Origin of the sequence: Butyricimonas muris, from assembly GCF_046365375.1 — a bacterium.
GTDB lineage: Bacteria > Bacteroidota > Bacteroidia > Bacteroidales > Marinifilaceae > Butyricimonas > Butyricimonas muris.
This window is the reverse complement of sequence record NZ_JBKEIT010000008.1, coordinates 78621-102457: the sequence shown is the minus strand read 5'-3', so window position 1 is coordinate 102457 and position 23837 is coordinate 78621. Positions and strand designations below refer to the sequence as shown.

Here is a 23837-nt window from a genome sequence, read left to right as displayed (position 1 = left end):
CTAGTTGAAATTCGTCCATCCCGGATTCTGACTGATATCATTATAATCCAATTCGATATCGGTGGGAATGGGCAAAGCATAACGATAATCATTCGCGTCAAGGGTATACTCTTTAGTCCCGCTACTTTCCTTATCAAACCCCGAACGAGTACAACTAATCCCTAAACGTTTCATATCCAACCAACGCGAACCATTTTCAAAACACAATTCCAAGCGCCGTTCTTTCAACACCTCCGCCAATATATCACCGGTAACAGAAGTATTGTATCCCGGGACGCGAGCCCTCCTAAAGTCCTCAATCATGCGTGCAGCCTCGGACTCTTGCCCCAAACGACATTTCGCTTCCGCGTTTATCAAGAAAAGATCTGCTTTACGATATAACACCAAAATATCACAAACCGGACCATAATAATAAACAACCGGTTTGGAAATACAACGTCTTACTCTACCTTCATCTTCATTCTCCCGGAACCAAGCTTTTCTTCGAATATCCTCAGGTTCGTACATCAACCAAAGCTCCGAACTTACTTGTTGGGCATTGTTAGACCCCCATATACCCGTGCTTTGATTTCCTATACCAAAAAAACGGCTAGTTGCCAATTTCAACGCACAATAAGGATGTTCAACAATATAAGATACACTCTCGCCGGAAAACATATCCATCAATAATTCAGCACGATTCTCCGGGACATAAGAAGCAATCACTTCTCCCGAATATTTCTCGGCCATCTCCCAATCCGTATCTTTTGCCGCGGCAGAACCCGCTCTAAACATATACATCTCGGCCAAACAAGATTTAACAAAGCTCGGAGAATAAAAGAAATTCCATTTTTCCCTTGGCGTAGTATATTCCAAGACTTCCTTCAACTCCCGTTCAATAATCCCATAAATCTCCGTTTGCGTGCGCCTATCTCCCGGTGTCACATTTTCCGAATCCAGATTTAAAGGTACACCCAACTTATTATCCTTATAGGGAGCGAAAAACTGAATCAATTTCAAAATATTCCAAGCACGAATTACCCGAGCCTCACCCCCTATCGTTTCCCTCTCGGCTTGAGTTGCCGTCACTTTATCCAAATCATCAAGTATCGCGTTCATAAACCCGATAGAAACATAACAATTTTGCCAGAGAGAAGAAGCCAAACTAGTTCCTTTCCAATCGATATCCTGATAATAATATGTCATACACCTGTCATTTATATCCGAATGCTCTTTAAAAGCGAGCATATCCATATTATCCTCGTAAAGAGCCAATTGAATATTGACATCATTAAATATAGGCAAGGATAACGGCGCAGAATTACCATAGGAAGTCTTCAACAACGTGGAATAAGTCGTTGCCGCCCAATACGACAACAATTCCGCTTTCACGTCTTCCACGTTAGACACGATTTTTTGATTCTTAGGTATAAGATTCAGGTAATCCTTGCAAGCGGTCATCATGAAACCGATCAGACACAAGGATAACATACTTATTCTTTTCACGCGTAATTTCATAATCTCTATATTTAAAAACCGACACTCAATGAAAGCATATATTTTCTGGAATTAGGATAAGTAAATCCCCCAAAGTTTTCCGGGTCCAATCCTTTATATTTCGATATCGTAAATATATCCCGAATATTCAAGTTCACCCGACAAGAAGAGAGCAACAACTTCTTGCAGATTTTGGAAGAAAGAAAATACCCCAGAGAAATCTCCGTACACTTCAGAAAATCTCCACTTTCCAATTTTCTATCATACCAATCGGTTTGTAATGAAGCAACGTTTCCCGTTGTGCTATACCCCGGCATATCAGTTATATCTCCGGGTTTCCTCCAACGATTGAACTCTTGCTTCAACACGTTTTGAGAAGCCGATGAAAAACTACCCCCGTTAGCCACGGAATAATAAGCCGATGTTATTTTATGCCCTGCCATAAAAGTAAACCGGGTACTCAACGTCCATTGTTGCCAATTCAAAGCCGTCCCGAATCCCCCGGATATCGGCGGATAACTATCACCTAAAGTCTTTTTAATACGCCGCTTATCCTTCTCGTTTAACGAATCATCCATATCCAGCACCCAAGTCCCGTCTTCTCTTTGGAAGCCAATCGGGTTTTCACGATTCGAATTATCCACCAAAGCCAACGTGTGTCCGGTCAACGGGTCAATACCGGCAAACCGGTAGCCAATCCACGAATTGGTTGAAGTCCCTTCCACCGGTTCCGTACGCCCGTACCCTTTAGGAACATCCTGCACGTTTTTATAAAACGACTCTATTATTCTACTCTTGTTATTCGCGAAATTAAGAGATGTCGTCCACGTGAAATCCCGCTTACGAATATTCACCGTGTGCAAACTAACTTCCACGCCATAATTTCGAACGGAAGAACTATTATACCGAATCGTACTAATCCCCACCGATACAGGTAATGTTTTAGAATCCAACAAATCGCGAGTCACGTTATTATAATAATTCACCGTTGCCCGAATCCTGTTCCTGAAAAATGCCATATCCACGCCAAAACTGCGGTCCTGCTTCTTCTGCCACTTAATAGAAGGATTCTTGGGAGAAATGTAAGAAGGGATATCCATATCAAGAAACTTCGAAGACATCAAATAAGAAAGCACGTTAAACGGTAACGCCGTTTTATCGATACTCCCCGTGTACCCGTAAGAAACACGAAACGCCAATTCGTTAATCCACCCGAACCTCGTCATAAAATCCTCTTTATGAAGATTATATTTCAAACTGGCATTCCACAAGGGAGAAAATCGATTCTTAGTTCCTATAACGTCAGCTCCATCCATCCTAGCACTGGCAGAAAAAACATAACGGTCTTTAAAACTATACCCCAGTGACGCAAAAAAAGACACTCTACGATTACGCCCTTCACTCTGGTCCATCAAATTTTTAATCATTTGCTGCACGTAAGCAATCTTATCCGCCCCTATTTCCGGTATATTCGTCAACCCCTTCTCGGGATCATACTCCGGGAAACGCACAGAATTACTATAACCCGAGGCCTCAGACATCTCATATCCCAAGAACAAATTCAAAAAATGATTCTCCTTAAACCCCTGTATATACTCCAAGCGATTGGACCAAGTATAACTATGATTTCTGACATTCCTATGTCGAAGCGAACCGTTGTTCAAGTTATCGGGCAATTCACTGAATAAAGTACGCATCCAAGCGTTATTTTGTGCAACGTAAGTTCCCGGTTTATACACCACCTCCGTGTTATCAAAATAAGTATTAATAGAACCCGTGGTGATAAATTTCAGATTATCCAATATCTTGACCTCAATATCCAAAGAAACATTATTACTCAAAGCGTTCGTGCACGAGGTATTATTATAAAGTTCGTTCAGGATATTAAAATCAGATTTATAACCGTCTTTCAAAGAACTCAATTGATAAGAATAAGAGCGGTCGTACTCCATATTTCCCTCCTCGTCGTAAGGACGTTCATAAGGATTGGCAAAAGTCGCATAATGCAATATATTCACCCCGGCATCCGCGTCTTTATCTTTTCTAATATTAGAAGAAAGATTCAAGGAAAAATACAGCCGTTTATTAAAATCGCGGGACAATCGCAACATCGCGTTCCAGTTACTGTAATCATTGGAAGGGATTAACCCTTGACGTTGTTGCACGCTCAAACTCGCGTAATACTTCAACTTCTCGTTCCCACCCGAAAACGAGATATTATGATTGTGAGAAAAAGGCGTCCGAAATATCACATCGTACCAATTCGTGTTAATCTTACTCAAACGAGTGATTTCCTCTTCAGCCTCTTCACGGGAAATTTTTCCCATATCCGCATTTTTCAACAACATGATTACTCTTCCCCCCACCGCTTGATTAGGAAAATCCTCGTACACGCTACGTTCAAAAGCAATCTTCTCTTTCGAATTCATTAAATCCAATTTAGACTTTGGAGCCGCCTCTATTGAGAAACTCGAAGTTACGCGAATCATCGGGACTTCTTCTCTCCCCTGCTTCCGCTTCACCACTATCACCCCGTTAGCTGCCTGAGAACCGTAAATAGCAGTAGCGGCAGCATCCTTCAACACCGTGATGCTCTCGATATCCTCAGGAATCAAATCATTCAAGTTACCGTAAAAAGGAACCCCATCGACAATCCAAGTCGGATTCATATCACCGTATAAAGAATTTAATCCCCGGATACGAATCTCGGGTAATGCTCCCGGCTTCCCGGACGTGTTACGAGTACTGATTCCCGCCAAAGAGCCCCTCAAAACATCCCCGACCGAAACGTACCCTTTATTAGCTATATCTTTTGCCGTGACAACCTCCACCGCCCCCGTCATTCGAGTCTTATTAATAGTTTGATAACCTGTCACGACAACTTCCTCCACTTCCGAAACATCCTCCTCCATCACCACGTTAATCGTATCCTGTCCCGAGTACTTTATCTCTTGTGTTTTCATCCCGACAAAAGAAAATACCAAAGACAACTTTTCCATTTCCGGGAGCTTCAACACATACTTTCCTTTAACATCCGTCGTCGTGCCCACAGACAATCCTTTGACACAGACAGTCACCCCGGGCAAAGGTTCTTTTTTATCATCCGTCACCCGTCCCACTATCCGAAGCTCTTTCTTTTCCGGTTCTCTCAAGTTCTGGATAACAATCACATCCCCTTTAAACGTGTACGACAAACCGGTATTTTTCAAGCACATACCCAAAATATCCCGTACCATAGTTTGCCGCACATCCACGGAAACCTTCCGAACGGATTGTACATCTTCCGACTTGTAAATAAACATGTAATCGGTCAACTGTTCTATACTCCTGAACACCTGACTCAATGTTACATCGGACAATTTCAAATCGATACGCGCCTCCTGCCCGCGAACCGTCGCGTGACAAGTGCAGAATCCCCAAAGCATAAATAATGCAAGTGTCCTCATTTTTCTTAGCAATTGTTGAATTTTTCGTTTTTTTCCCATAGCTTTGTTTAGCTTATTATTAAATTAATACAGATGTTAGCTGAGGGGCTAACAGGTAAGGGGATGTGAGGGCATCTCCTTATTTTATTGACTCACGTAAATCGTCTTATCCGCGTAAGTGAAACGAATCCCTTTCGTTGTCTGGAGATATTCCAATATCGTCTTCACCTCCGCATACCGGTTGGAATGAAGATAAAAGCGGACATCTTTCAGCGAGGGGCGAGTGTACACCACTTTAAAATCATACCAACGGGACAATTGCCGGAAAATATCTTCCAGACGTTCGTCGTTAGCGATAAACTTGCCTTCTTTCCAAGCGAGGGTTTCCCGGACATCGGCTTGTTTCGTTTCTAATTTCCCGGAAACACGGTCGAATATCGATTGACGTGAGGGCGTCAACGTGATATCCTTACCCACTTCCGGAAATTCCTGTCTAATCTTCCCGGTGACGAGAGTGGTAATCACCATGCTTTCGTCATCGTAAGCCTTTATATTAAAACTCGTCCCGAGTACCTGCAAATCCATGGATTCCGTGTTCACGATAAAAGGGGCCTCCGCATCATGCTCCACCTCGAAATAGGCCTCCCCGTTCAAGTAAACCCTTCGTTCCCCATTTGAAAAAGTTTCGGGATACTTCAACGAACTTCCCGCATTCAGCCACACCCGGCTACCGTCAGCCAAGACGAGATTAAACTCGCATCCCCGGGGTACAACAAGAGTATTGTACTCCACCTGTCCGGCAATCGAATCCGACTTCGCCACGTACTCCAATCTCCCGGAGTCAGCCAGTTGAATATCTACCCTCCGGGTGGAACGAATGATCTCCGTGTTTCGGGGAGAAATAGGTATCTCCTTGCCATCAGCCAGTTTCAGTATCGGCACGTTTGCGGCGGGAACAGAAACGACAGTCAAAGCAGCGGGTTCCGGCGACCGTTGTTGCCAATTCCAAACCGTCAACCCGGAAACCAGAATCACGGCAATCACGGCGGCATACCTTACAATTCCTACCCGCAAGCGATGGCGGCGCACCCGCCCCACAACCTGTTTTCGAGCCTCATCATTATCTATCGCTTCCCACCGTTTCGCCCAACGGACCAAATGAAACTCTTTCACCCGTTCCGCGAAAATTCGTTGAGCGTCCATATCCCCGGCAAGCCACTCGTTGAACTCCCGTTCTTCCGCCTTGCTTAATTCTCCCGAAAGATACTCCCGGATTCGCATTTCTTTTTCATCCTTATTCATCGTGTCGTATTCGTCTACTCATTTTATAAGACAAACACAAGAATCAAAAAATGGGTGAATCAATTTTGAAAGTTTTTTTAGAAATTATTTCTCTCCAAGATAAAAAATAGCAATAAAGAATCAGGAAATTGCTGCCGCAATTGCTTCAAACCACCGCTTAACAGCGTCTTCACGGTATTCACGGACACCCCCAACTCTTCAGCCGTTTCCTTGTATTTTTTTCCTTCAACGACAATCGACATGACCACCATTCGGGTCTTTCGCGGCAATCTCTCTATCGCTTGGCGAATAGCCTCGATCAATTCCAAAGAAACGGTCGTCGCTTCCTCCTCGATGGCATCATACTTCAATAATTCCGCTTGCGCGAACTCCTTCTGGTCCCGAATCCTGTTCAAACAAGCGTTTTTCACGCTCCGGAACAAATAAGTACTCAAAGCCTCCGGAGTCAACTGCCGGTAAGCGTTATTCTTGATAAACTGGTAAAATACCTCCTGCACGATATCCTCCGGAAAACTACAATCATCAAGCATCGAGCCGGAAAATAGCACCAACGGCTTATAATAGCGTTGAAATAGCAATTTCCCGCCCTCATTCATATTCCTCTGAAAGGCAGTTAATATTTCCGAATCGGACACACCCATTTCATCCAATTTTCCATTTAATAATACAAAGATAAAAATTAATCGTTCAATCGCGCTATTGACAAGAGCAGAATTCTTGAAACAAAAATTCCCGATACACGATTTATTCCACGATAAACGTGTACCCGTATATTTCGTCACTCACGTTAAGATATCACGAACTCTGGATTAAATTACATTCATGAAAACAAACCAACAGAATTTGTTTCCTAAACGACTTTTCAAAAAAGTAATGGTATCTCTCCTGTATGCCTTCACCGCTTTCACTTGAATAGCAAGCACTTTGGCAATCTCCTCGTTCTTTTTTCCCTGTAAGTGTAACTCGAACACCTCTCGGCTACGATCCGGCAATTCCTGTATAGCCAGAAATAGTTCCCGGTAGATTTCTTCCCGCATCAAATTATACTCCCTTTCTTTCTCTTCATTGGATTCCCGACAAATATAAAACATTCTCCATAACAAACAAAATGCTCGTACACCTCTTCCAATACAGACATGGAAAAAGTGAAATAAGCTAAATAATTATAATTTTTCATGTATCTACTTTATACTTGCTTTATATCATCTCCTATTCAACTCCCATTCAACTCCTATTCATCTCCTATTATAAAGGTCGTTGAATAGAATTTTAATTGAAATTAAATAAAATTTAATACATGCTAAATATATGGTATTATCACTATAAATAGTAATAAGATTACTGAATAGTCCATTAATTCTACTCGAACGCACACGGTACTCGAAAAGAAAAAGCCCGCCTTTCCAGACGGGCTTTTATTACAAACCATTAAAACAACATCTATTTATTCTTCAACGTCTTGGTAATCTTCGCCGCTAAAGCCTGATAATGAAGTCTATCCTCTCCTGTCGAGGTCGCAACTTTACTGTTGATCAACTTTTGTGCTTTAAAAGCCAGATCGATCAAATAAACAGAAGAATTATCCAACGCTTTCACATCTACCTTTTGCAAGAACCCATAACCGGGAGTACCGAATTGCTCTTGCCTTAATTGAGAAGCGATATAACCGGCTCCATTCTCTGACTCTATTTCCCGGAGTTTATTCTCGAACAAACGAACCATTCCACTAGGATCAAGATCATAAGCTAAAATCTCGTCGATACTCGGCGCGTAAGCCGTGTTCAAACCGAACAACCCGCCGGATTGTTTTTGGTCTGCCAAAGGAGCAAGCACCAAATCCACGAGCGTACTTTGCAATAGTTTGTCACCATCCGTCAGTTTCGTGCCCTTTATAGCACTTTCAAAAGCACCGTTATACAAATCGTTCAAGAACTCCTTCACGGTATAGGGATTAGAAGCGATATGCGCGGAAAGTAAAACGTTATCCTTCAATCTTGTCAAATTCCCGGTCAATTTTGTTCTTAATAAAGTAGTCATATCCACTCCCATGGGGAATTTTTTGAGCAAAGGAGATTTACTTAACCAATCCGCGTTCCTGTATTCATTCAAAAGCCAAGCCAAAGAAGCCTTTTGCACATCTTTCGGCACAGACACGTAACGTTCGCCGGGAGTACCTTCCTTGATCTCCGTCAAATAGATACCACCCACGTTATAAGAGACATTCGTGATATAGCGGAAATACTGGTTGGCGATCTGATTGTACAAACCGGAACGGTGGCTGTAATCCGGATCGTTATCAATCCATTGTTCCAGATTAGGCAAAATATATTTCAAATTCTTAATCCCGTAAGTACTTGCCTTGATCGGGTCGTCACCCAAATCCTCTTCAATAGCACTCGGGTCATAACGGGATAAAATCTGTTGCCTTCCGTAACGATAAATAGGATCGCCTGCCTTCTCGTCTACCCAACTTTCCAGAATAGCTTGCTCTTCCCACATATCTTTCGCTTGAGGGAGATATTGATAATTCCATTTGATCGTGAAATAGTCGTAAACACCCAAATCCGGGGGTGTCAACTTCACGCCTTCATCCCCGGGTTGCGCCACATAATTGAAACGGGCGTAATCCATAATGGAGGGGGTTGTCCCGTATCGTTGAGTGAACGATGCCGAGCGTAACGAATCCACCGCGTAAGCAGCGGAAGATGCCATATTATGCATGAAACCGAGCGTGTGACCGATCTCGTGTGCCACGATGTATATCATCGACTCTTCCATGATGTCTTCCGGCATTTTTTTCGCCCGTATTCTGGGATCAACCTGTGCCGTCTGCACGAAACGCCAGTTGTTCACCAAACGAATCACGTCATTATAAATCAACACCGTGGCATTTATAATCTCTCCCGTGGAAGGATCTACCCAAGAGGGACCCATCGCGTTCTCCGTAGTTGACGGCAAATAACGGATACAAGTGTACTTGATATTGTCCGGATCAAATTCGGGATCGTTCTTAGGGAAATCACGTACTTGCATCACGTTCTTGAACCCGATCGCCTCGAAAGCTTTATTCCAGCTCAAGATAGCTTTCTTCACCGGACTGATCCACTCCGCCGGGAAAGCATCGTCCACGTACCACACGATAGGTTTCACCGGCTCCACCAACTCTCCCCGTTGATAAGCGGCCACGTCTTTCGGCTCCAAACGCCAACGATTCGCCAACGAGTATTTTTGGATTCCGTCCTCTCTCGTGGAAACATGATACTTGCTCGTGTTGAAAACACTTACTCGTGAATCTGAAACGCGGGGACGCATTTTGTCTTCAGGCAGGAGAACTAAAGAACGGGTTACCTTGCCCGTGACCGGAAGATTGTCCAGTAGCGTGAAAAACAAAATCTTAATCGAAACTTTGTATGTCATATAAGATTTAACGACCAGATTATCATCGAAACTCTTGATTTCATCCAATCCGGAAGCTTCCTTGCGGAAATCACCTGTCACGCTAAGCATTCCCATGCGCGGCAAAAACGAAAAGTCCTTCACATCCGTGGTAAATAATTCCGTCATATCAACCACCACTGCCGACCGGTCGTTATTATAAGTTTCGATCTTGTAACTTGCCACGATAGCATCGGCATAACTCCGGTTCACGGCATTTTGCAACGCCTCGTTGCCGGGATCAATCGTCGCGGATGTCGTGATATTCTTTAAATAAATACAACTGTCACCCATCACGAAACGCACGTGTAAAGGATCATTCTGTTTATACCCGACATCCCCGAACATGGCATCGGAAGTCTCGGTCAACGTCGAAGCCAACAACATTTCCCGCCCCAGATATTTCAAGGGGATCTCGAAATAAAGTTTGCCGTTCAGTTTATGCATCGTGATAAAATTACTCTTTGCCGTCACCTTGCCCGGTTTATTCAGCAATTTGTCATAATCCGTCTGCACGGGAGTTGCTTCTTTTTTCTCCACAGCAGCTTTCTTCTTTTTACGGGAAGACGCCAAAGCCTCTTGGCTAACGGGTAGCACGAATACGGCTACCAACAATACTAACATCCATTTTTTCATAAAAATCATCTTAAAAATAAAATTCATATATAATTGAAAAACATACAATTCTCTCTTAAATGTCGGTAGTTACCCTACCGACATTTATCGTGAAATGAAAAAAACACATGTTCAGAGTTCCGGTCCTCGTGCTATCGCTTCCAAATCTATATTATATTTCTCTTTCATGTAATCGAGTACCTCCAAGCGTTTTTTCTGTATCAACGGGTAATCCGCGGGAGGATATATAGACAAGAACTCCTCTTCCGTGTAACGGAAGCCCAAGAAAACATAAGTCAAAAAGTTCAAGGTCGGGTTCGTGTAACTAATCCCCCAAATACTTCCGAAGTTATAAATATCTCCTGACAATGTCCCAAGGAAACCTCTTTTCAAATAATAATCCGCATCACTGGTATTCCACGTGTTTATATCCTTCGTGTAATTGAATCCATCATGAAAACTGGCAGGAATGACCACTTTCCCCCGATCTATGGCAGACTCTAAAAACTGTTTCATAATTCTTATCCGGTGCTCCCTCAACTTTTCCCAAGTAGCGGGAAATTCAGTCACGCTCGGGTTATAAATAGAATTTGCCCAAAAATCCAACCCTCCGGTGAAATTCGTTACAGCTTCCGTTGATATCCCTCCCGACCAACCGACGGTTTCTGTCCTGTAATCATGAATAAGAAAATAATACATAGGCAAAACGGAACGAGACAAATCCGTCGGCAAATAATCAAAAATATGTTCCTTCATGAATTTCACGTGATTTTTAGCCTGTTCATCCGTCAATGACTCTCCCGAATAACTCGTTTGCCCGGAAATAGCCCAAGCCCGACTGAAATCCAAAGGAGAGAATCCCTTGTAAATCAAATACACGTCATGTTTCTCTTTCATCTCTTCAGCAATCTCATCCCATTCATTCGTACCCTGCGGGAACTCGTAACGCAGTACGACATCAGCTTCTCTCGGGACAATCGCATCTTCATCGTTACATGAAGCGAATAATCCCCAAGCCAATAATATTAATACGATATATCTCATAACTTTCTTTTATTATATCCGACATTATCTTGGATTAGCCAATTTATTTTGGATCAACGCTCTATTTTGGTTCATCACGACTTGCGGTATAGGCAACGTGTAGCCGGGATCCTTCTCCTGCAACACGTACTCGACAGGCGTTTCCCCCGCGTTCCACACGTGCTTGATGGACGGCATTCCATAACGGCGCAAGTCGAACCAACGATGAAACTCAAAACACAGTTCCAACCTCCGTTCTTGCCGAATTTTATCCACGAGGTCTTTTCCGGTTAACCCGGAAACTTCTTTACCCGGGGCATCGGTAGTAAAACGCTTTGCCCGCAAATCATTCAACACTTTCAGCGCAGTCGCTTCATCCCCGTCCAAAGCTGCCGCTTCAGCCAAATTCAGGTAAGCCTCCGGCAAACGGAACGCTTGCGAAAAAGAGGTTGATTCGAGCGAATGAGCAAATGAGGTCGTATTTTTCCCGAAAGGCAGAAATATATCAGCATAATTCTGTTCCCGGAATATATAGTATTCTTTGCGTAAATCCCCCTCTTTAAAACCGGCAATCAATTCCGGGGACGCATTAAAAATACTAAACCTATAACTCAATTGTACCCCAAGATAAGCATCAACGTCCGCCACCTTGCCGAATAACCAAATCACATCGGACGCATTCTCGTTTATAAACGGATAATAAGACAGAGAACCCGGTATTTCCAACGTATTGAGGTCTATTAATGAAAATTCCCAATCGTCAATCACTTTCTTGGCATATTTAGCCGCCTCTTTCCAATTCTCCATGTAAAGGTACACCCTTGATTTCAGCAATTGCACCATCGGTAAATTTACACGCAAATCTTTCTTGTATTGCAATTCTTTGGGTAAAGTCTGGTAAAGTTCCTCCGCGTCACCCAAATCTTCCAATACTTGTTTATAAACTTCTTCCACCGTATTCCGGGCAATATCACTTTGTTCCACGCCACTATTCAATTTTAACGGGATACCGAGTGCCTTCGGGTTATAATTATAAGGCTCCCCAAAAATATTTACCAAATTGAAAAAATAGAACCCTCTTAAAGCATACGCTTGAGCTTGTACCAATGTTTTTTCATTATACGTACCGTTCACTTTATCTATATAATCCAGTACCCCATTTACCCCCAAGATAAATCTATAATGGGATTCCCATATATCTTTATAAAGCGAATAAACCTTATTAAGTTCCTCGAACATATCGGGATGCCATGAATATAAATATTTGATAGCATTTGCTTTAGGTTCATCATAACTTGATATCGTTCCCGTTTGGGACGTATAAGTAATATCATCATCCAGCAAGTTGAGCCCGGCACTCAGAACGGTATACGTACCAAGCGGTCGAGGGTAACCGACACCCAATAACATCTCGTCCAAAGAAACGATATCCTTGGGAATATACAAGGTGTCGGATTTGGGTTCCAAAAAATTATCACAACCCGCCAAACCGAGAATAACGATTATTAATAATAAATTCTTTTTCATCTTGTTCATTCATTAAAATCCTACATTAATACCCAAAGAATAAGTCTGCGGAATCACACTTTGCACTCCATTAGTCATCAATTCCGGATCATAACCGTCAAAACGTTTATTGGCGATCACGAACACGTTGTTCACGGTTGCACTTAAGGCAAGCGTTTTAATTCCCACACGTTTGCATAAATCCAACGGCATATTCCAAGTCAAATTAATCTGACGACAACGCAAGAAAGAAGCATCCACCACCAAAGCATCCGAATTTCCCCAAATCGAGTACCAATTCAATTCCGTTTTATCCGGGAGCATTATTTTCGGGTCTATAATTCCGCGAGTCAAAGCCGGTATATTCGTCTTCGTTTCATCACCCGGTTTTTTCCAACGCTTCAACAAATCACGACTTAAATTCGAGTAAGGTTCCGGAACTTTTCCACTCAAAAACGAACCATAGGGATTCGGAAGACGTTTCTTACCACCCAGTATAAGAGCGAAATCGGAACTCAACACGAAGCTCTTGTAACGTATTCCCAGATTCAAACCTCCCGTGAAATAAGGATCTTTCTGCCCGGACCAAACCATGAACTTGGTCGGATCCATATTAGCATCCCGTTCCTCCTCCGGAACATCCATATAATTAAACACTGGACGACCGTCCTCATCGCTTAACCCCTTAAATGAAAACGACCAGAAACTTCCCACGGGGTATCCTTTCTTTGCCAACTCCGTGGTTTTCGCGTTAAGTAACTCGTAATACTTCGGGTTTTCCTTTGTTGCCGATTTTGCTTTATTCCAGTTTTTCGATGAATTCAAACTGACACTTACAGCAAAGTCTTTTGTCCGGACAGGCGTGAAAGCGACCGTAAATTCCAATCCTTTATTATCTATCAATCCCCCGTTAAGTTCCAAAGAAGTTTTCCCGTATTCATAAGCGACATCCTGCATCACGATAGCATTCGACGAACGAGTATAATACTCGGCAGTCACGTTAAACATCCTGAAAAGTTCCAGATCAAGCCCCAGATTCCACGAAGTCGTACGCTCCCAAGACAAATGAGGATTCGGCAGATCGGCAACCGACGACCAATATTGCTGGTAAGTATTATCAATACTTTCTCTATTCAGAATCAAGTCCATCGATTTATTTGAAAGAGCATTTCCCTGTATACCATAAGTAACACGGAAAGCCGCATTATTCAACCAATCGAGAGTCGACGCCATAAAAGGCTCTTCGGTAACCCGCCACAGCAAACCAAATGAATAAGTCGGGTCCAAACGCTTTTTCACATCTTGCCCGAACCGGTTTGACATATCATTACGAATATTGGCATTCAACACGTAGCGGTTCTTGTAAGAATATGCCAATGTCCCGAACCATGAAAAATAATTGTCGGTCTGATCGCTTTTATTCCAAGAGGGACGACCGTAAACGGAATATATATCCTCCAGCGGTCCCAAGGGCTTTTGGGCTACATAAGGAGCGTTTATCGGCACTAATTTATCAAAATCCGTGGGATGAGCCAATTTATATCCCCGCTCGGGCATATATCCCCATACCATGTTTTCAAGAGTCATGTTACGATTAGAACGCACCTCCATCCCCAACATCACGTTCAAACGATGATCCGTGTCAAACGTTTTCGAGTATAACAATTTATTCTGCACGTTGTAAGAAGCCTGCGTAATCTCGTTCGTGTACAAAGACCCCCCGTAAGGTAGCATGGCTGCTTTGAACTCCGGATCGCCTGTCCCCTTGGAACCATAATCATACCCCCTGTATTCCTTGGCAATGTAATAGGTACGTTCCAACGCCTCAACTTCACTATTTTTGGTATAATGGTTGTATCCGCCGGTAAATTGGTAAGTCAGCCCGCTAATAATCTCCCATTTGAAATCAACAGACGAAGCTATCGTGAAATTACGTACCTTGGAACCACTGTTATCCCGCTCGTTAATAATATTATATCCTAACGATTCCACGTTCCCGTTATACGTGTAACTTGCCCGTTGCTGGTAAAACAAAAGATCCCCGTGTGCATCGTAAGCCGGAATGGCACGGCTAGTGGAAAGAGCGTAATCCATCGGATTCACGCCAGGCCCAAAACCATTCGTGAGCACTGATGTCCCGTTAGCCGTAACATCCAAGGTGATATTATTCCGCAATTTCGCGTTAAAAGCAATTCTTCCGGTATACCTCTCGTTATCGTTCCCGGTCTCTTGACCGTTCTCTCTAGTATACCCCATAGACGCGTTATAAGTAAATTTCTCCGAGCCCCCGGAAACACTGACACTGTGCTGATGACTAAAAGCATTGCGGGTAAGCAGCTTCAACCAATTCGTGTTCACGCTTTCCAGCTCCTGTTTGCGTTTCAAGAAATCAGTTCGTGAAATATCCTTTTCTAAAAACATCCGGTACAACCCCTCGTAAACATCCATCTGTTTTATGGGCTTATACGTATAGAAAGAACCTTCCTCTATGGTTTCGTCAGCAAACGTCACCCGTTCTTGAGAATTCATTAAATTAAATCGATCGTATGTGGGACGAGCCGTAAACGAAAAATTCCCCGAGTAATTCACCGTCATGCGATCGGCTTTCCCTCGTTTCGTGGTAATCACGATAACCCCGTTGGAAGCCTTCGACCCGTAAATTGCCGTGGCGGATGCATCCTTCAACACCGTGATCGTTTCGATATCCTGCGGGTTCAACCATGAAATCTGGTTACCGATAATCGTGGATAAATCCTGCGTCATCACGGCTGTTGCCGTCAATTTAATCGGGTCAGCCTGAATAATACCGTCGACCACCCACAAAGGATCGGTATTTCCCAACAATGTGGAAGCTCCCCGAATCTGAATCTTGGGACTCGTGCCCACGCGGCTGCTCGTATTCATCACGATCATACCTGCTACCCGACCTTGCAACATCTGATCGATAGAAGAGTAATTCGGCATCATAATACTGTCCGCTTTCACCGAGTTATAAGACCCCACCATATCTTGGCGGTTGATACTCTGGTAACCGGTAACGACAACTTCTTCCATCGCATTCAGCTCCTCTTTCATCACCACGTTGATCGTGTCTTTCCCTTGATACTTCATCTCCACGGTTTCCATACCAATAAAAGAGAAAACCAAAGAAAATTCATCCAAATTAGGAATCTGAAGACGATATTTCCCGTCTTTATCCGTGGCGGTACCTATCGACAAACCTTTCACCATCACCGTAACACCCGGTAGCGGGGCTCTCTTAACGTCTGTCACCAAACCGACGACCCGCACGCTCTTCTGTTGAGCAACGGCAGTTTTTTTCACCAACATCACCACGTCCTTGTCATACTTGAACGTGAGGGAAGAGCCAGCAAGCACATCCGCCAACACGTCTTTAACCTTCTTGTTCTCGACATCCACGTCGACCGTGGGAATCTCGTTCATCTGCTCCGCGTTGTACAAAAAACGCAATCCCGTCTGCTTGTGAATAGCATCGAACAACTCGTACAAGCTGACCTTTGTTAATTTTAACGTCACGTTCTGTTCCTGTCCCAAACCTTCCGCGGCAACAGAAAACACGAAAAACATGACAAAGAAGACTGTTAATCTCATGATTTTCCAATTTTTTTCGCGCACTCGACCCAAAAAGAGGCACGACGTTCTCTTTTTTTTCATACTTTTGTATAAGAATTTTTGTGTTAAACATGATAACCGCATCCCCCAAGATGTTGTTATCGGATTATTACAATCCGGAGAGTCGCCAAACTCTCCGTTTTTTTTTATTTAGCACTAACTATCACGGTTCTATCTTTCACGCTGAAACGTGCGTCCGAGGTATTCTCCAAGAAGAACAACAATTCCTGAATATCGGCATACCGCTGCATATTCCCGAAGAAACGCAAATCCTTAAGCGATTCGTTCTGGAAGAACACGTTTACGTCATACCAACGTGCGGCCTTTTCCATAATCGACTCCAACCGTTCGTTTACGAATACCACATCCTGACTCTTCCAAGCAATATAAGGATACACGTCGACCTCCTTCACTTCTGCTTTCCCGGTCGCCTCGTTTGCCACTCCCAGCTGATTCGGTTTCAACCGTACCTCTCCCGCAGTACGATTCGCCTTAAAACCGACCGAACCTTTCACCAGTACCGCTTGGATTTCATTATTCTTGTAAGTATTCAAGTTAAACTCCGTGCCGTACACTTTCAGTTGGTACTCTCCGGAACGAACCATGAAAGGCTTTTTCGTATCTTTCTTCACGCTAAAATAAGCCTCTCCTTTCAAACGTACTTCCCGCTTATCGGCAGTAAACTTCACCGGGTACTCCAACTCTGAATCGGCATTTAACCACACCTCCGTTCCGTCTGCCAGAATCACGAAAAACTCTCCTCCTCTCGGCACGATAATCTTGTTATATATCACTTGGTTTGCCGTTCCCGCCTGTCCCGTGTTGTACTCGATTCCTTTACCGTCCTTCATCTTCACAACAGAACCATCCTGTTCCAGAATCGCGTTTTTATTGTCCGCCAAATCAATGACTTCACCGGAAGAAAGTACAAGACTCGCTCGCGGGAACCCATGACAGATCACCTCATTCCGGGCAATCGACTTTTTTTCGGGCAAAGGTTTATTCATCAAGTACACTCCACCCAACGCCACAATGATCGCTATCGAAGCAACCGCACCGTACCATACCCGACGCACTTTCGTTCCGTTTATCCGGCGTAACATCAACTTCTTCCCTTTCACGGCATCCACCAGTTGTTCCTTCCCAGCCCACCGGATATGCAGGCAATCCTTCACCAACCTATCGAACTCTTCTCTGTTCTCGGGGGCAGCATCCAACCATCGCTCTACAACAGCACTCTGCGCATCATCCAACTCCCCGTTGAAATAATCCAGCAACAACGTTTCCTTTTCCAGACCCAATAAATCTTTTTCCATAGTCCAATTTGTTTTCACACATAATACCGGAAAACTTCAAAAAGGTCTAATGGACTTGTGATTTTTTTTCAAAATTATTTTTTATCGTACAGGCTCAGTCCCCTTATCTCCAGCGACAATAGAAAAGCAAAAAGCCCGAGAACAACTCTTTATTCAACCGCTCCCGCAACTTCTTCACGGAGTTCCCCAGCAATGTTTTCACCGTGGAAACGGAAATCCCGTACCGTTCCGCCACTTCACGATACTTCAGTCCTTCCAAGAAAACACAATTCATTATTTCCCGGCTCCGTTCCGGTAATAACGCCATTTCTTCCAACACTCTCGACACGAGCTGGTCATGCCGTTCATTATACTCCTCGAAAACCAGCTCCACGTGATCCAATACCGAGGCATTCCGAAAAACATCCCGCTTTTCAATCCGCTTGAAACAACGGTTACGCACGGACACGTGAAGAAAAGAAGACAACGTCTCCGGCTTGAATCTCAGATAAACCTTATCTTTCCAAATAGAAACAAATAAATCCTGCACCACGTCCTCCGCCAGATTCATATCCCGCAAAAAAGTATCCGCCCAAACCACCAAAGGTTTATAGTACGCATCAAATAACAGCTCCATTCCCTTTTGGTTCATGGAAGACAACATGACACATATCTCTTGATCCTTTTTTCTCCCGGAATTATTCACTCGCTTTATTTCTAATAATTAACTACTCTTTCATCTCAAATCCATATTGACAAAATTAGAAGAAATTATCATACCACCAAAAAGGAATGCTTAAAAATCCATTCTAAGACTTTTAAGCATTCCAAAAGAAGTGAGCATCTCACTGGCTGTCACAAGCACTTATTTCAACAACCGCTCTTGTATAATCTTCTCGTATTTCTCGGGATCTGCCCCGATTTCAACAATAGGCTTTCCGTTCACGGGCAAAAAGAACAAGGTCGGCAACGCGTTTATATTAAATTTATTGCACAACTCTTTTTCCTTGTCGGCATTCACTTTCAAGAAAATCACTTGGTCTTTATATTTTTCCGCCAATTGCTCCATCACGGGCAATAATTTCATGCAGGGACCGCACCACGAAGCCCAGAAATCAATTACAACCGGCTTGTCGCCCTTGTACGTGAACTCCGTCCCGTTCTTGTAATCATGAATGTTCTCCCGGAAATAGATGCCCGTGATCTCGTTCAGTTTCCCGGGTTCCAGCTTGACTTTTTTCTCCGTCTCCTCATCTTTCACTTCCACGAGGTCAAAAGGTTGGAAATAAATTGTCTGGCGAGTGAAATCCACCGAGAGAATCCCGTGTTTCAATATACCCGCACCCACCACGGAACGTAGAAGAGAACCATTCACGGGGATTACCGTTTCTTGCAAAGATTCCCGTACAAAATCACATCGTGATGCCACCTTAGCGGGACTAGATACCGGAGTTTTGCCGTACCCGTTATACACGGGAACCGCATTTCCTGACGCCCCCTTCAGACGAGCAAAATCAGCCTCGTTCAATTCCACCAATCCCGAGTTCCAAGTATCCAATATACAAGAGAACGTCATGCCGTCTATCGTTACCGGACATTCCATCCCGACGCCTTGTAACAGTTTGGCATTCGCACGATGATCCAATTTCATGTAAACGGGACGATAAGGCTGTGACATCGTTATCTTTTCCCGACGGGAATCAATGGTTAAAACCACCCCCCGGAAAAGAGCCCCTCCCATGACACCGGCAACGCCCAACTCCCGCAGATAAGGTTCATCTTCCAGTATAAAAGCCCCAAGCTCATTAGCGAAAGCGCTATTCCCGAAAGAAATCGAATGAATCGACACGACCTTGGACGTCGGTACTTTTTTGAACTGGAACGTACTGTACGGGAGTTTTCCATTGCTACCCGGGTCGATATTCAACTTCTCCACGTACTCCGGCAATATTGCCGGATGTCCTGCCAAGTCTAACACGAAATCGGCATCCATACCGTTCACGACACACGTTATAATGATTTTCCCGTCTACCACCCGGTAATCTCTTACCTCGGAAACGTTATTTTTAACCTGCGCCCACGATACCACGGGGAGCAAGACCACCAAAAGCCACACGAATAATTTACTTTTCATCTCTTGTTTCGATTTTAATAAATAATTACTTTCTCCCCCTCTCGAGTTTGAATCGTCAATTTTGTTTTCTTTTTTGCCTTCAATTCCGGAATTCCGTTAAGGATGCTCTCGCAAAAATCATATTTCCCGACAGGTTTCCCGTTAATTTTAAGCACCTTGTCGCCCATCTCCACGACATCTTTCATATCTCCCCACACGGCTGCAACCACCAGATCACCGTCTTTCACCTGCAATCCCACGTTATGAGGTTTCTCCTCCAACTCATTCTCCGGCTTATAGGATTCAAAATAAAAACGGGCACGGGGATAATCTATCGTCACCTTACCGTAATCCAGTAATTTGACGCCTAACAACGTGTAAGGAGGCGTGGCAGTTTCCGCTATCACGTTCTTGAATTTAGTCCCCGCCACGGATAACAACGGGAAGTTCACTCGCCGTGAATCACGCTCCGCGGCAATTCCCCCCACGCCAATAGAGCCCACACTACGCCCCTCGGACAAAAATTCATAAGCGGAGCCGGATGGCAATACCTCGAAATCGGATTCCTTCAATGAAAGAAATCTCGGGCAACCCGTGTCAAACAGGCAAATAATGTTGTGTCCGCTTCCCACTTGAAGTGATATGACAGGCATTCTCGCTTGCATGAAACGAGCCATTTTCCGAAGCGACACGATAGACTCTTTCTCGGCGGTGGTGATGGTCACGGTCTTCTTTTGCCCGTCGATCACCACGATTGATTGCGCCAACAAATCGCTCCCTATCAAACCGTCGATCGGAAAACAAGCCAAAGGCGACGGTTCCGGCAGTTTCATCGCCGGCACATTCTTGAAACGAAACACGTTATCGGGGGTTTCTATACTATCGATCTGCACAAGCGGGTAAAATGACTTGCGTCCGTTCGCGTCGGTCACTTCCAAGGAATCCGTCACTGCCAGCCCGTATTCCCGACAAAATTCACCCGTCAAGGTAGTTCGGGATGCCCCCGTGTCGAAAATAAACGAACGTAGAGTCCCGTTCAATTTCATCTCCACAACCATCTTGCCCCCGACCATCCGGTAGGGCAATTCTGCCTTGTATTGCTGCGCAATCGCCGGAAAAACGCTCACGCAAAGCAAGCATAAAATGATAATCTTGTATCTCATAGCTTATTTGCTTAATTTATCAGCGGCTTTCACGGCTTCCAAAGCATTCACGATACCACCGGAAAGGCACAATTGTTCAAAAAGATACAGGTCGACGGCATTCTTCCCTCCTCTCGTGACGTTCTTTTCCAATTCCACGCCCTTCCGGGAGGTCACCGTCTGTAACAATATATCACGAATCTGGCTACCTGTCAATTTCGGGTAGTATGTCTTAATCAAAGCCGCAACACCCGCTACCGTGGCGGAAGCCATCGGCACGCCATTCCCGTACTGGTAGACATCTCCCGTGCAAGCGGACAATACTTTTATCCCCGGGGCGTAAATATCCAACTCCTTCGCCCCGAAATTCGAATTCGTAGACGGCATTCCTTCTTTATCGGACATTCCCACCGTCATCAGGTTGGTCAATTCTTTTCCGCCATCCATCCAACGATTCGGGAAAAACGTTTCCTCGCTCATGTCACGGGACATCTCGTGCACGGGGACGATAACCAATACCCCTTTTTGTTCTGCATAGCGAATCGCCTCGCTTATCCATTGTTTTTGCACCTCCGGGTACAACGAGTTCTGTTGCGGCAACACCACGACAGAAGCCCCGTGCTCCACGGCATAACGAATCGCTAAAGCCATGTCTTTCAAGTAAGGTTCTCCCGCACCGGCTTCTACCACCAAGGTCATAATTCTCGCTTGTTCAGCGATGGGATTGTTGCGTCCTTCCACATCCCGTTGTCCGGCAATCACCCCCGCGATCATCGTCCCGATAGCGGCATCCGCGGTCAACAACACGTTATTCCCGTACGCGCGATCATTTATATCCAGATAATTGTCACCCACGATCGCTTGACGCCCGTCATTACCGTATCTCGCTACCGCCTGCTCATATTTCTTTTTTTGATCCGCGAGATAAGTTTCCGACAAAAAAGCATCGCGATTACGCTCCCACTCGTCATTTTTCATCATATGAGCCCTCATTTGCAACGCCGCAATCATTATTCCCCGGCTTGTGGGATCCTCTGCTGTTTTAGGCGAGCACATCTTCACGACATCTTCGACCGTGAATCCTGTCTTTTTTAGGGAAACCGCCCGTACCTCCCGGTCGAACAGCCCCATGTAATACCGGGAATTATACACTGAATTTATGGCTCCATAAGCCTGCAACAACCGGGACTCCTCCCGAACCACGGAATTGAAGTAATTATATTCTTCCATATTCTCGGGTGCAGCACACTCCTCTCTTTTCCCATTGGCAAAGGTGTAAAATTTACCCCCGTCTTTCATGATATCCCCGTACTTGTCTTTCAGGCGCAAGAACTCGCGTTCTCCCTCCCGGTTCACGGACAGCATCACCTGCCCGTCTTTGCCCCCGATGAAATTCCAGCCGTTCACGTCGTCCACGTACCCGTTTTTATCGTTATCCTTCCCGTCGGCTTTCTCTTTCGGATTCTTCCAAATATTCGCTTTCAACGCCTCGTGTTCCGTGTCGATACCCGTACCGATAAGCGCCACGATAGGTTTTGCTTTCGCTTTCTTTCCTTTCAAAAATTCATACGCCTCGTTTACACCAACGCCGTACACACCGTCTTTTTCAAAAGAACAATTATACCAGTCCCTATTCGACTGTTTTTGCTCTTCCACCTTTGAATTTTGTTTCACCAATTGAGCCTTTGCCGCACTACCAATAGCGACCAATACACTCATCATCAAGATTGTAAAATACTTTTTCATCATTACAGTTTTTTATTTTTTATACAAAACGAACCCTGTTCCAATTGAAAATTGAAAATGCAGAATTGGAAATTCCCTAATCCTTCAACCTAAAATTTAAAATCTAAAATTGATACATCTTTCTCGCTTTTTCTATTGCCTTTTTCACCTCGTCGCCCCGCAAGTCACGGGCTATGATCTTACCCTCTTTATCGATTAGAACGATAAAAGGAATCTGATAAAAACCATAGGCATCCTGAATTACATTTTGCTTGTTCCCTTTCGTGAATCCTTCCCGGTTCCACAAGGTCACCCAAGGTAATTTATCCTCCTCAACCATCCTACGCCAATCTTTTTCCCGGTTGTCCATGGATATCGTGATAACGACAAGATCATCCCCTTTCATAGATTCGTACTCTTTAACCAACTTTCTCGCTTCCGTGCGACATCCCCCGCACCAAGAGGCAGAGAAATCCAACAGTACCAATTTCCCCCTGAAATCACTTAAGCTCACGTCATTCCCGTCCAAACCCACGAAAGTAAAATTGTAAGCCTGCTGCCCCAAAGCGAATTTCCGGCGACGTGCCACCTCATCCACGAGGTATTTCACTACCCGCGATTCCCTCTCGTTCTCGGGAATCATATCCAATATCTGCTTGTAAGACTCGTAATCCAGATCAAAGAACATCTTGTTCAAATACATCAACGAAACTCGTACCACGGGATCCAGTGCCGAATCGTTTTTCACGGGATTCCGGATCTCCTCCCGCCTAGAACCCGAAGCCCTGAATTTAGCCATGATATCCATATATTGCATATACAGATCAATCCCGTCGAATTCTATGGAACTCTCTTCCGGTCGGTCTTCATTCAAAAATCCTTTCAATATTACAGGACTATCCGTGAGGATCATCATTTCCGAGTAATTTCCGAAATGGACATTATACAAATCCTTCTTGATACGTACCGGTTTGGTTTTGAATTCCTCTCCACTCTTCACCGAACACTCGACAATCGTATTCCCCGACAAATCGGTAACCTTGATTGTCAACGGACGCAGCGTCCGCAGCTTCCCCTTCAGGGAAAACTGCGCGGAAACGCTAAACGTCAATAACATAAATAAAGTAGATACGAATAATTTCATCAT

The 23837-nt window shown here is 44.3% G+C and carries 15 protein-coding genes; all 15 read right to left on the bottom strand.

Translation table 11 applies throughout. From position 1 onward, the window contains the following. Complete coding sequence (locus tag ACK8P8_RS14070; protein WP_369860386.1) at positions 1-1497, bottom strand: RagB/SusD family nutrient uptake outer membrane protein; 1497 nt, start codon at positions 1495-1497, stop codon at positions 1-3. Between the two features lie 11 nt (positions 1498-1508). Continuing rightward, positions 1509-4922 carry a SusC/RagA family TonB-linked outer membrane protein gene (locus ACK8P8_RS14065; RefSeq protein ID WP_186976150.1) on the bottom strand — a complete coding sequence of 1138 codons (3414 nt, stop codon included), beginning with the start codon at positions 4920-4922 and terminating at the stop codon, positions 1509-1511. A 123-nt stretch (positions 4923-5045) separates the two neighbouring features. Then, positions 5046-6203 (bottom strand): FecR domain-containing protein, encoded by a 1158-nt coding sequence (locus ACK8P8_RS14060; RefSeq protein WP_369860387.1) that lies wholly within the window; start codon positions 6201-6203, stop codon positions 5046-5048. Between the two features lie 77 nt (positions 6204-6280). Continuing rightward, positions 6281-6844 (bottom strand): RNA polymerase sigma factor, encoded by a 564-nt coding sequence (locus ACK8P8_RS14055; RefSeq protein WP_186976176.1) that lies wholly within the window; start codon positions 6842-6844, stop codon positions 6281-6283. Between the two features lie 168 nt (positions 6845-7012). Then, on the bottom strand, positions 7013-7294 hold the full coding sequence (locus ACK8P8_RS14050) for an RNA polymerase sigma factor (protein WP_369860388.1): 282 nt from the start codon (positions 7292-7294) through the stop codon (positions 7013-7015). Positions 7295-7643: 349 nt separating this feature from the next. After that, the gene (locus tag ACK8P8_RS14045) at positions 7644-10274 is read right to left on the bottom strand and encodes a zinc-dependent metalloprotease (protein ID WP_369860389.1); all 2631 of its coding nucleotides are present in this window, start codon (positions 10272-10274) and stop codon (positions 7644-7646) included. A gap of 111 nt (positions 10275-10385) precedes the next feature. Further along, the gene (locus ACK8P8_RS14040) at positions 10386-11297 is read right to left on the bottom strand and encodes a hypothetical protein (protein WP_369860390.1); all 912 of its coding nucleotides are present in this window, start codon (positions 11295-11297) and stop codon (positions 10386-10388) included. A 24-nt stretch (positions 11298-11321) separates the two neighbouring features. Then, on the bottom strand, positions 11322-12803 hold the full coding sequence (locus tag ACK8P8_RS14035; protein WP_369860391.1) for a RagB/SusD family nutrient uptake outer membrane protein: 1482 nt from the start codon (positions 12801-12803) through the stop codon (positions 11322-11324). A gap of 12 nt (positions 12804-12815) precedes the next feature. Continuing rightward, positions 12816-16394 (bottom strand): SusC/RagA family TonB-linked outer membrane protein, encoded by a 3579-nt coding sequence (locus ACK8P8_RS14030; protein WP_369860392.1) that lies wholly within the window; start codon positions 16392-16394, stop codon positions 12816-12818. 167 nt (positions 16395-16561) lie between these two features. Then, the gene (locus ACK8P8_RS14025; protein ID WP_369860393.1) at positions 16562-17731 is read right to left on the bottom strand and encodes a FecR domain-containing protein; all 1170 of its coding nucleotides are present in this window, start codon (positions 17729-17731) and stop codon (positions 16562-16564) included. 103 nt (positions 17732-17834) lie between these two features. Beyond that, positions 17835-18347 carry a sigma-70 family RNA polymerase sigma factor gene (locus tag ACK8P8_RS14020; protein WP_227216382.1) on the bottom strand — a complete coding sequence of 171 codons (513 nt, stop codon included), beginning with the start codon at positions 18345-18347 and terminating at the stop codon, positions 17835-17837. 228 nt (positions 18348-18575) lie between these two features. Then, on the bottom strand, positions 18576-19844 hold the full coding sequence (locus tag ACK8P8_RS14015; RefSeq protein WP_292265145.1) for a thioredoxin family protein: 1269 nt from the start codon (positions 19842-19844) through the stop codon (positions 18576-18578). Positions 19845-19858: 14 nt separating this feature from the next. Next, the gene (locus ACK8P8_RS14010) at positions 19859-20986 is read right to left on the bottom strand and encodes a retropepsin-like aspartic protease (protein WP_303178053.1); all 1128 of its coding nucleotides are present in this window, start codon (positions 20984-20986) and stop codon (positions 19859-19861) included. 3 nt (positions 20987-20989) lie between these two features. Beyond that, the gene (locus ACK8P8_RS14005) at positions 20990-22711 is read right to left on the bottom strand and encodes a S8 family serine peptidase (RefSeq protein ID WP_410026012.1); all 1722 of its coding nucleotides are present in this window, start codon (positions 22709-22711) and stop codon (positions 20990-20992) included. A gap of 103 nt (positions 22712-22814) precedes the next feature. Beyond that, a complete protein-coding gene (locus ACK8P8_RS14000) occupies positions 22815-23837 on the bottom strand; it encodes a peroxiredoxin family protein (RefSeq protein ID WP_369860394.1) in 1023 nt (340 codons plus the stop codon).

Bases quoted from the DNA above. Each gene is read 5' to 3' on its own strand.
- ACK8P8_RS14070 (WP_369860386.1), bottom strand. From the start codon at position 1,497: ATGAAATTACGCGTGAAAAGAATAAGTATGTTATCCTTGTGTCTGATC.
- ACK8P8_RS14065 (WP_186976150.1), bottom strand. From the start codon at position 4,922: ATGAGGACACTTGCATTATTTATGCTTTGGGGATTCTGCACTTGTCAC.
- ACK8P8_RS14060 (WP_369860387.1), bottom strand. From the start codon at position 6,203: ATGAATAAGGATGAAAAAGAAATGCGAATCCGGGAGTATCTTTCGGGA.
- ACK8P8_RS14055 (WP_186976176.1), bottom strand. From the start codon at position 6,844: ATGGGTGTGTCCGATTCGGAAATATTAACTGCCTTTCAGAGGAATATG.
- ACK8P8_RS14050 (WP_369860388.1), bottom strand. From the start codon at position 7,294: ATGTTTTATATTTGTCGGGAATCCAATGAAGAGAAAGAAAGGGAGTAT.
- ACK8P8_RS14045 (WP_369860389.1), bottom strand. From the start codon at position 10,274: ATGAAAAAATGGATGTTAGTATTGTTGGTAGCCGTATTCGTGCTACCC.
- ACK8P8_RS14040 (WP_369860390.1), bottom strand. From the start codon at position 11,297: ATGAGATATATCGTATTAATATTATTGGCTTGGGGATTATTCGCTTCA.
- ACK8P8_RS14035 (WP_369860391.1), bottom strand. From the start codon at position 12,803: ATGAAAAAGAATTTATTATTAATAATCGTTATTCTCGGTTTGGCGGGT.
- ACK8P8_RS14030 (WP_369860392.1), bottom strand. From the start codon at position 16,394: ATGAGATTAACAGTCTTCTTTGTCATGTTTTTCGTGTTTTCTGTTGCC.
- ACK8P8_RS14025 (WP_369860393.1), bottom strand. From the start codon at position 17,731: ATGGAAAAAGATTTATTGGGTCTGGAAAAGGAAACGTTGTTGCTGGAT.
- ACK8P8_RS14020 (WP_227216382.1), bottom strand. From the start codon at position 18,347: ATGGAGCTGTTATTTGATGCGTACTATAAACCTTTGGTGGTTTGGGCG.
- ACK8P8_RS14015 (WP_292265145.1), bottom strand. From the start codon at position 19,844: ATGAAAAGTAAATTATTCGTGTGGCTTTTGGTGGTCTTGCTCCCCGTG.
- ACK8P8_RS14010 (WP_303178053.1), bottom strand. From the start codon at position 20,986: ATGAGATACAAGATTATCATTTTATGCTTGCTTTGCGTGAGCGTTTTT.
- ACK8P8_RS14005 (WP_410026012.1), bottom strand. From the start codon at position 22,711: ATGAAAAAGTATTTTACAATCTTGATGATGAGTGTATTGGTCGCTATT.
- ACK8P8_RS14000 (WP_369860394.1), bottom strand. From the start codon at position 23,837: ATGATGAAATTATTCGTATCTACTTTATTTATGTTATTGACGTTTAGC.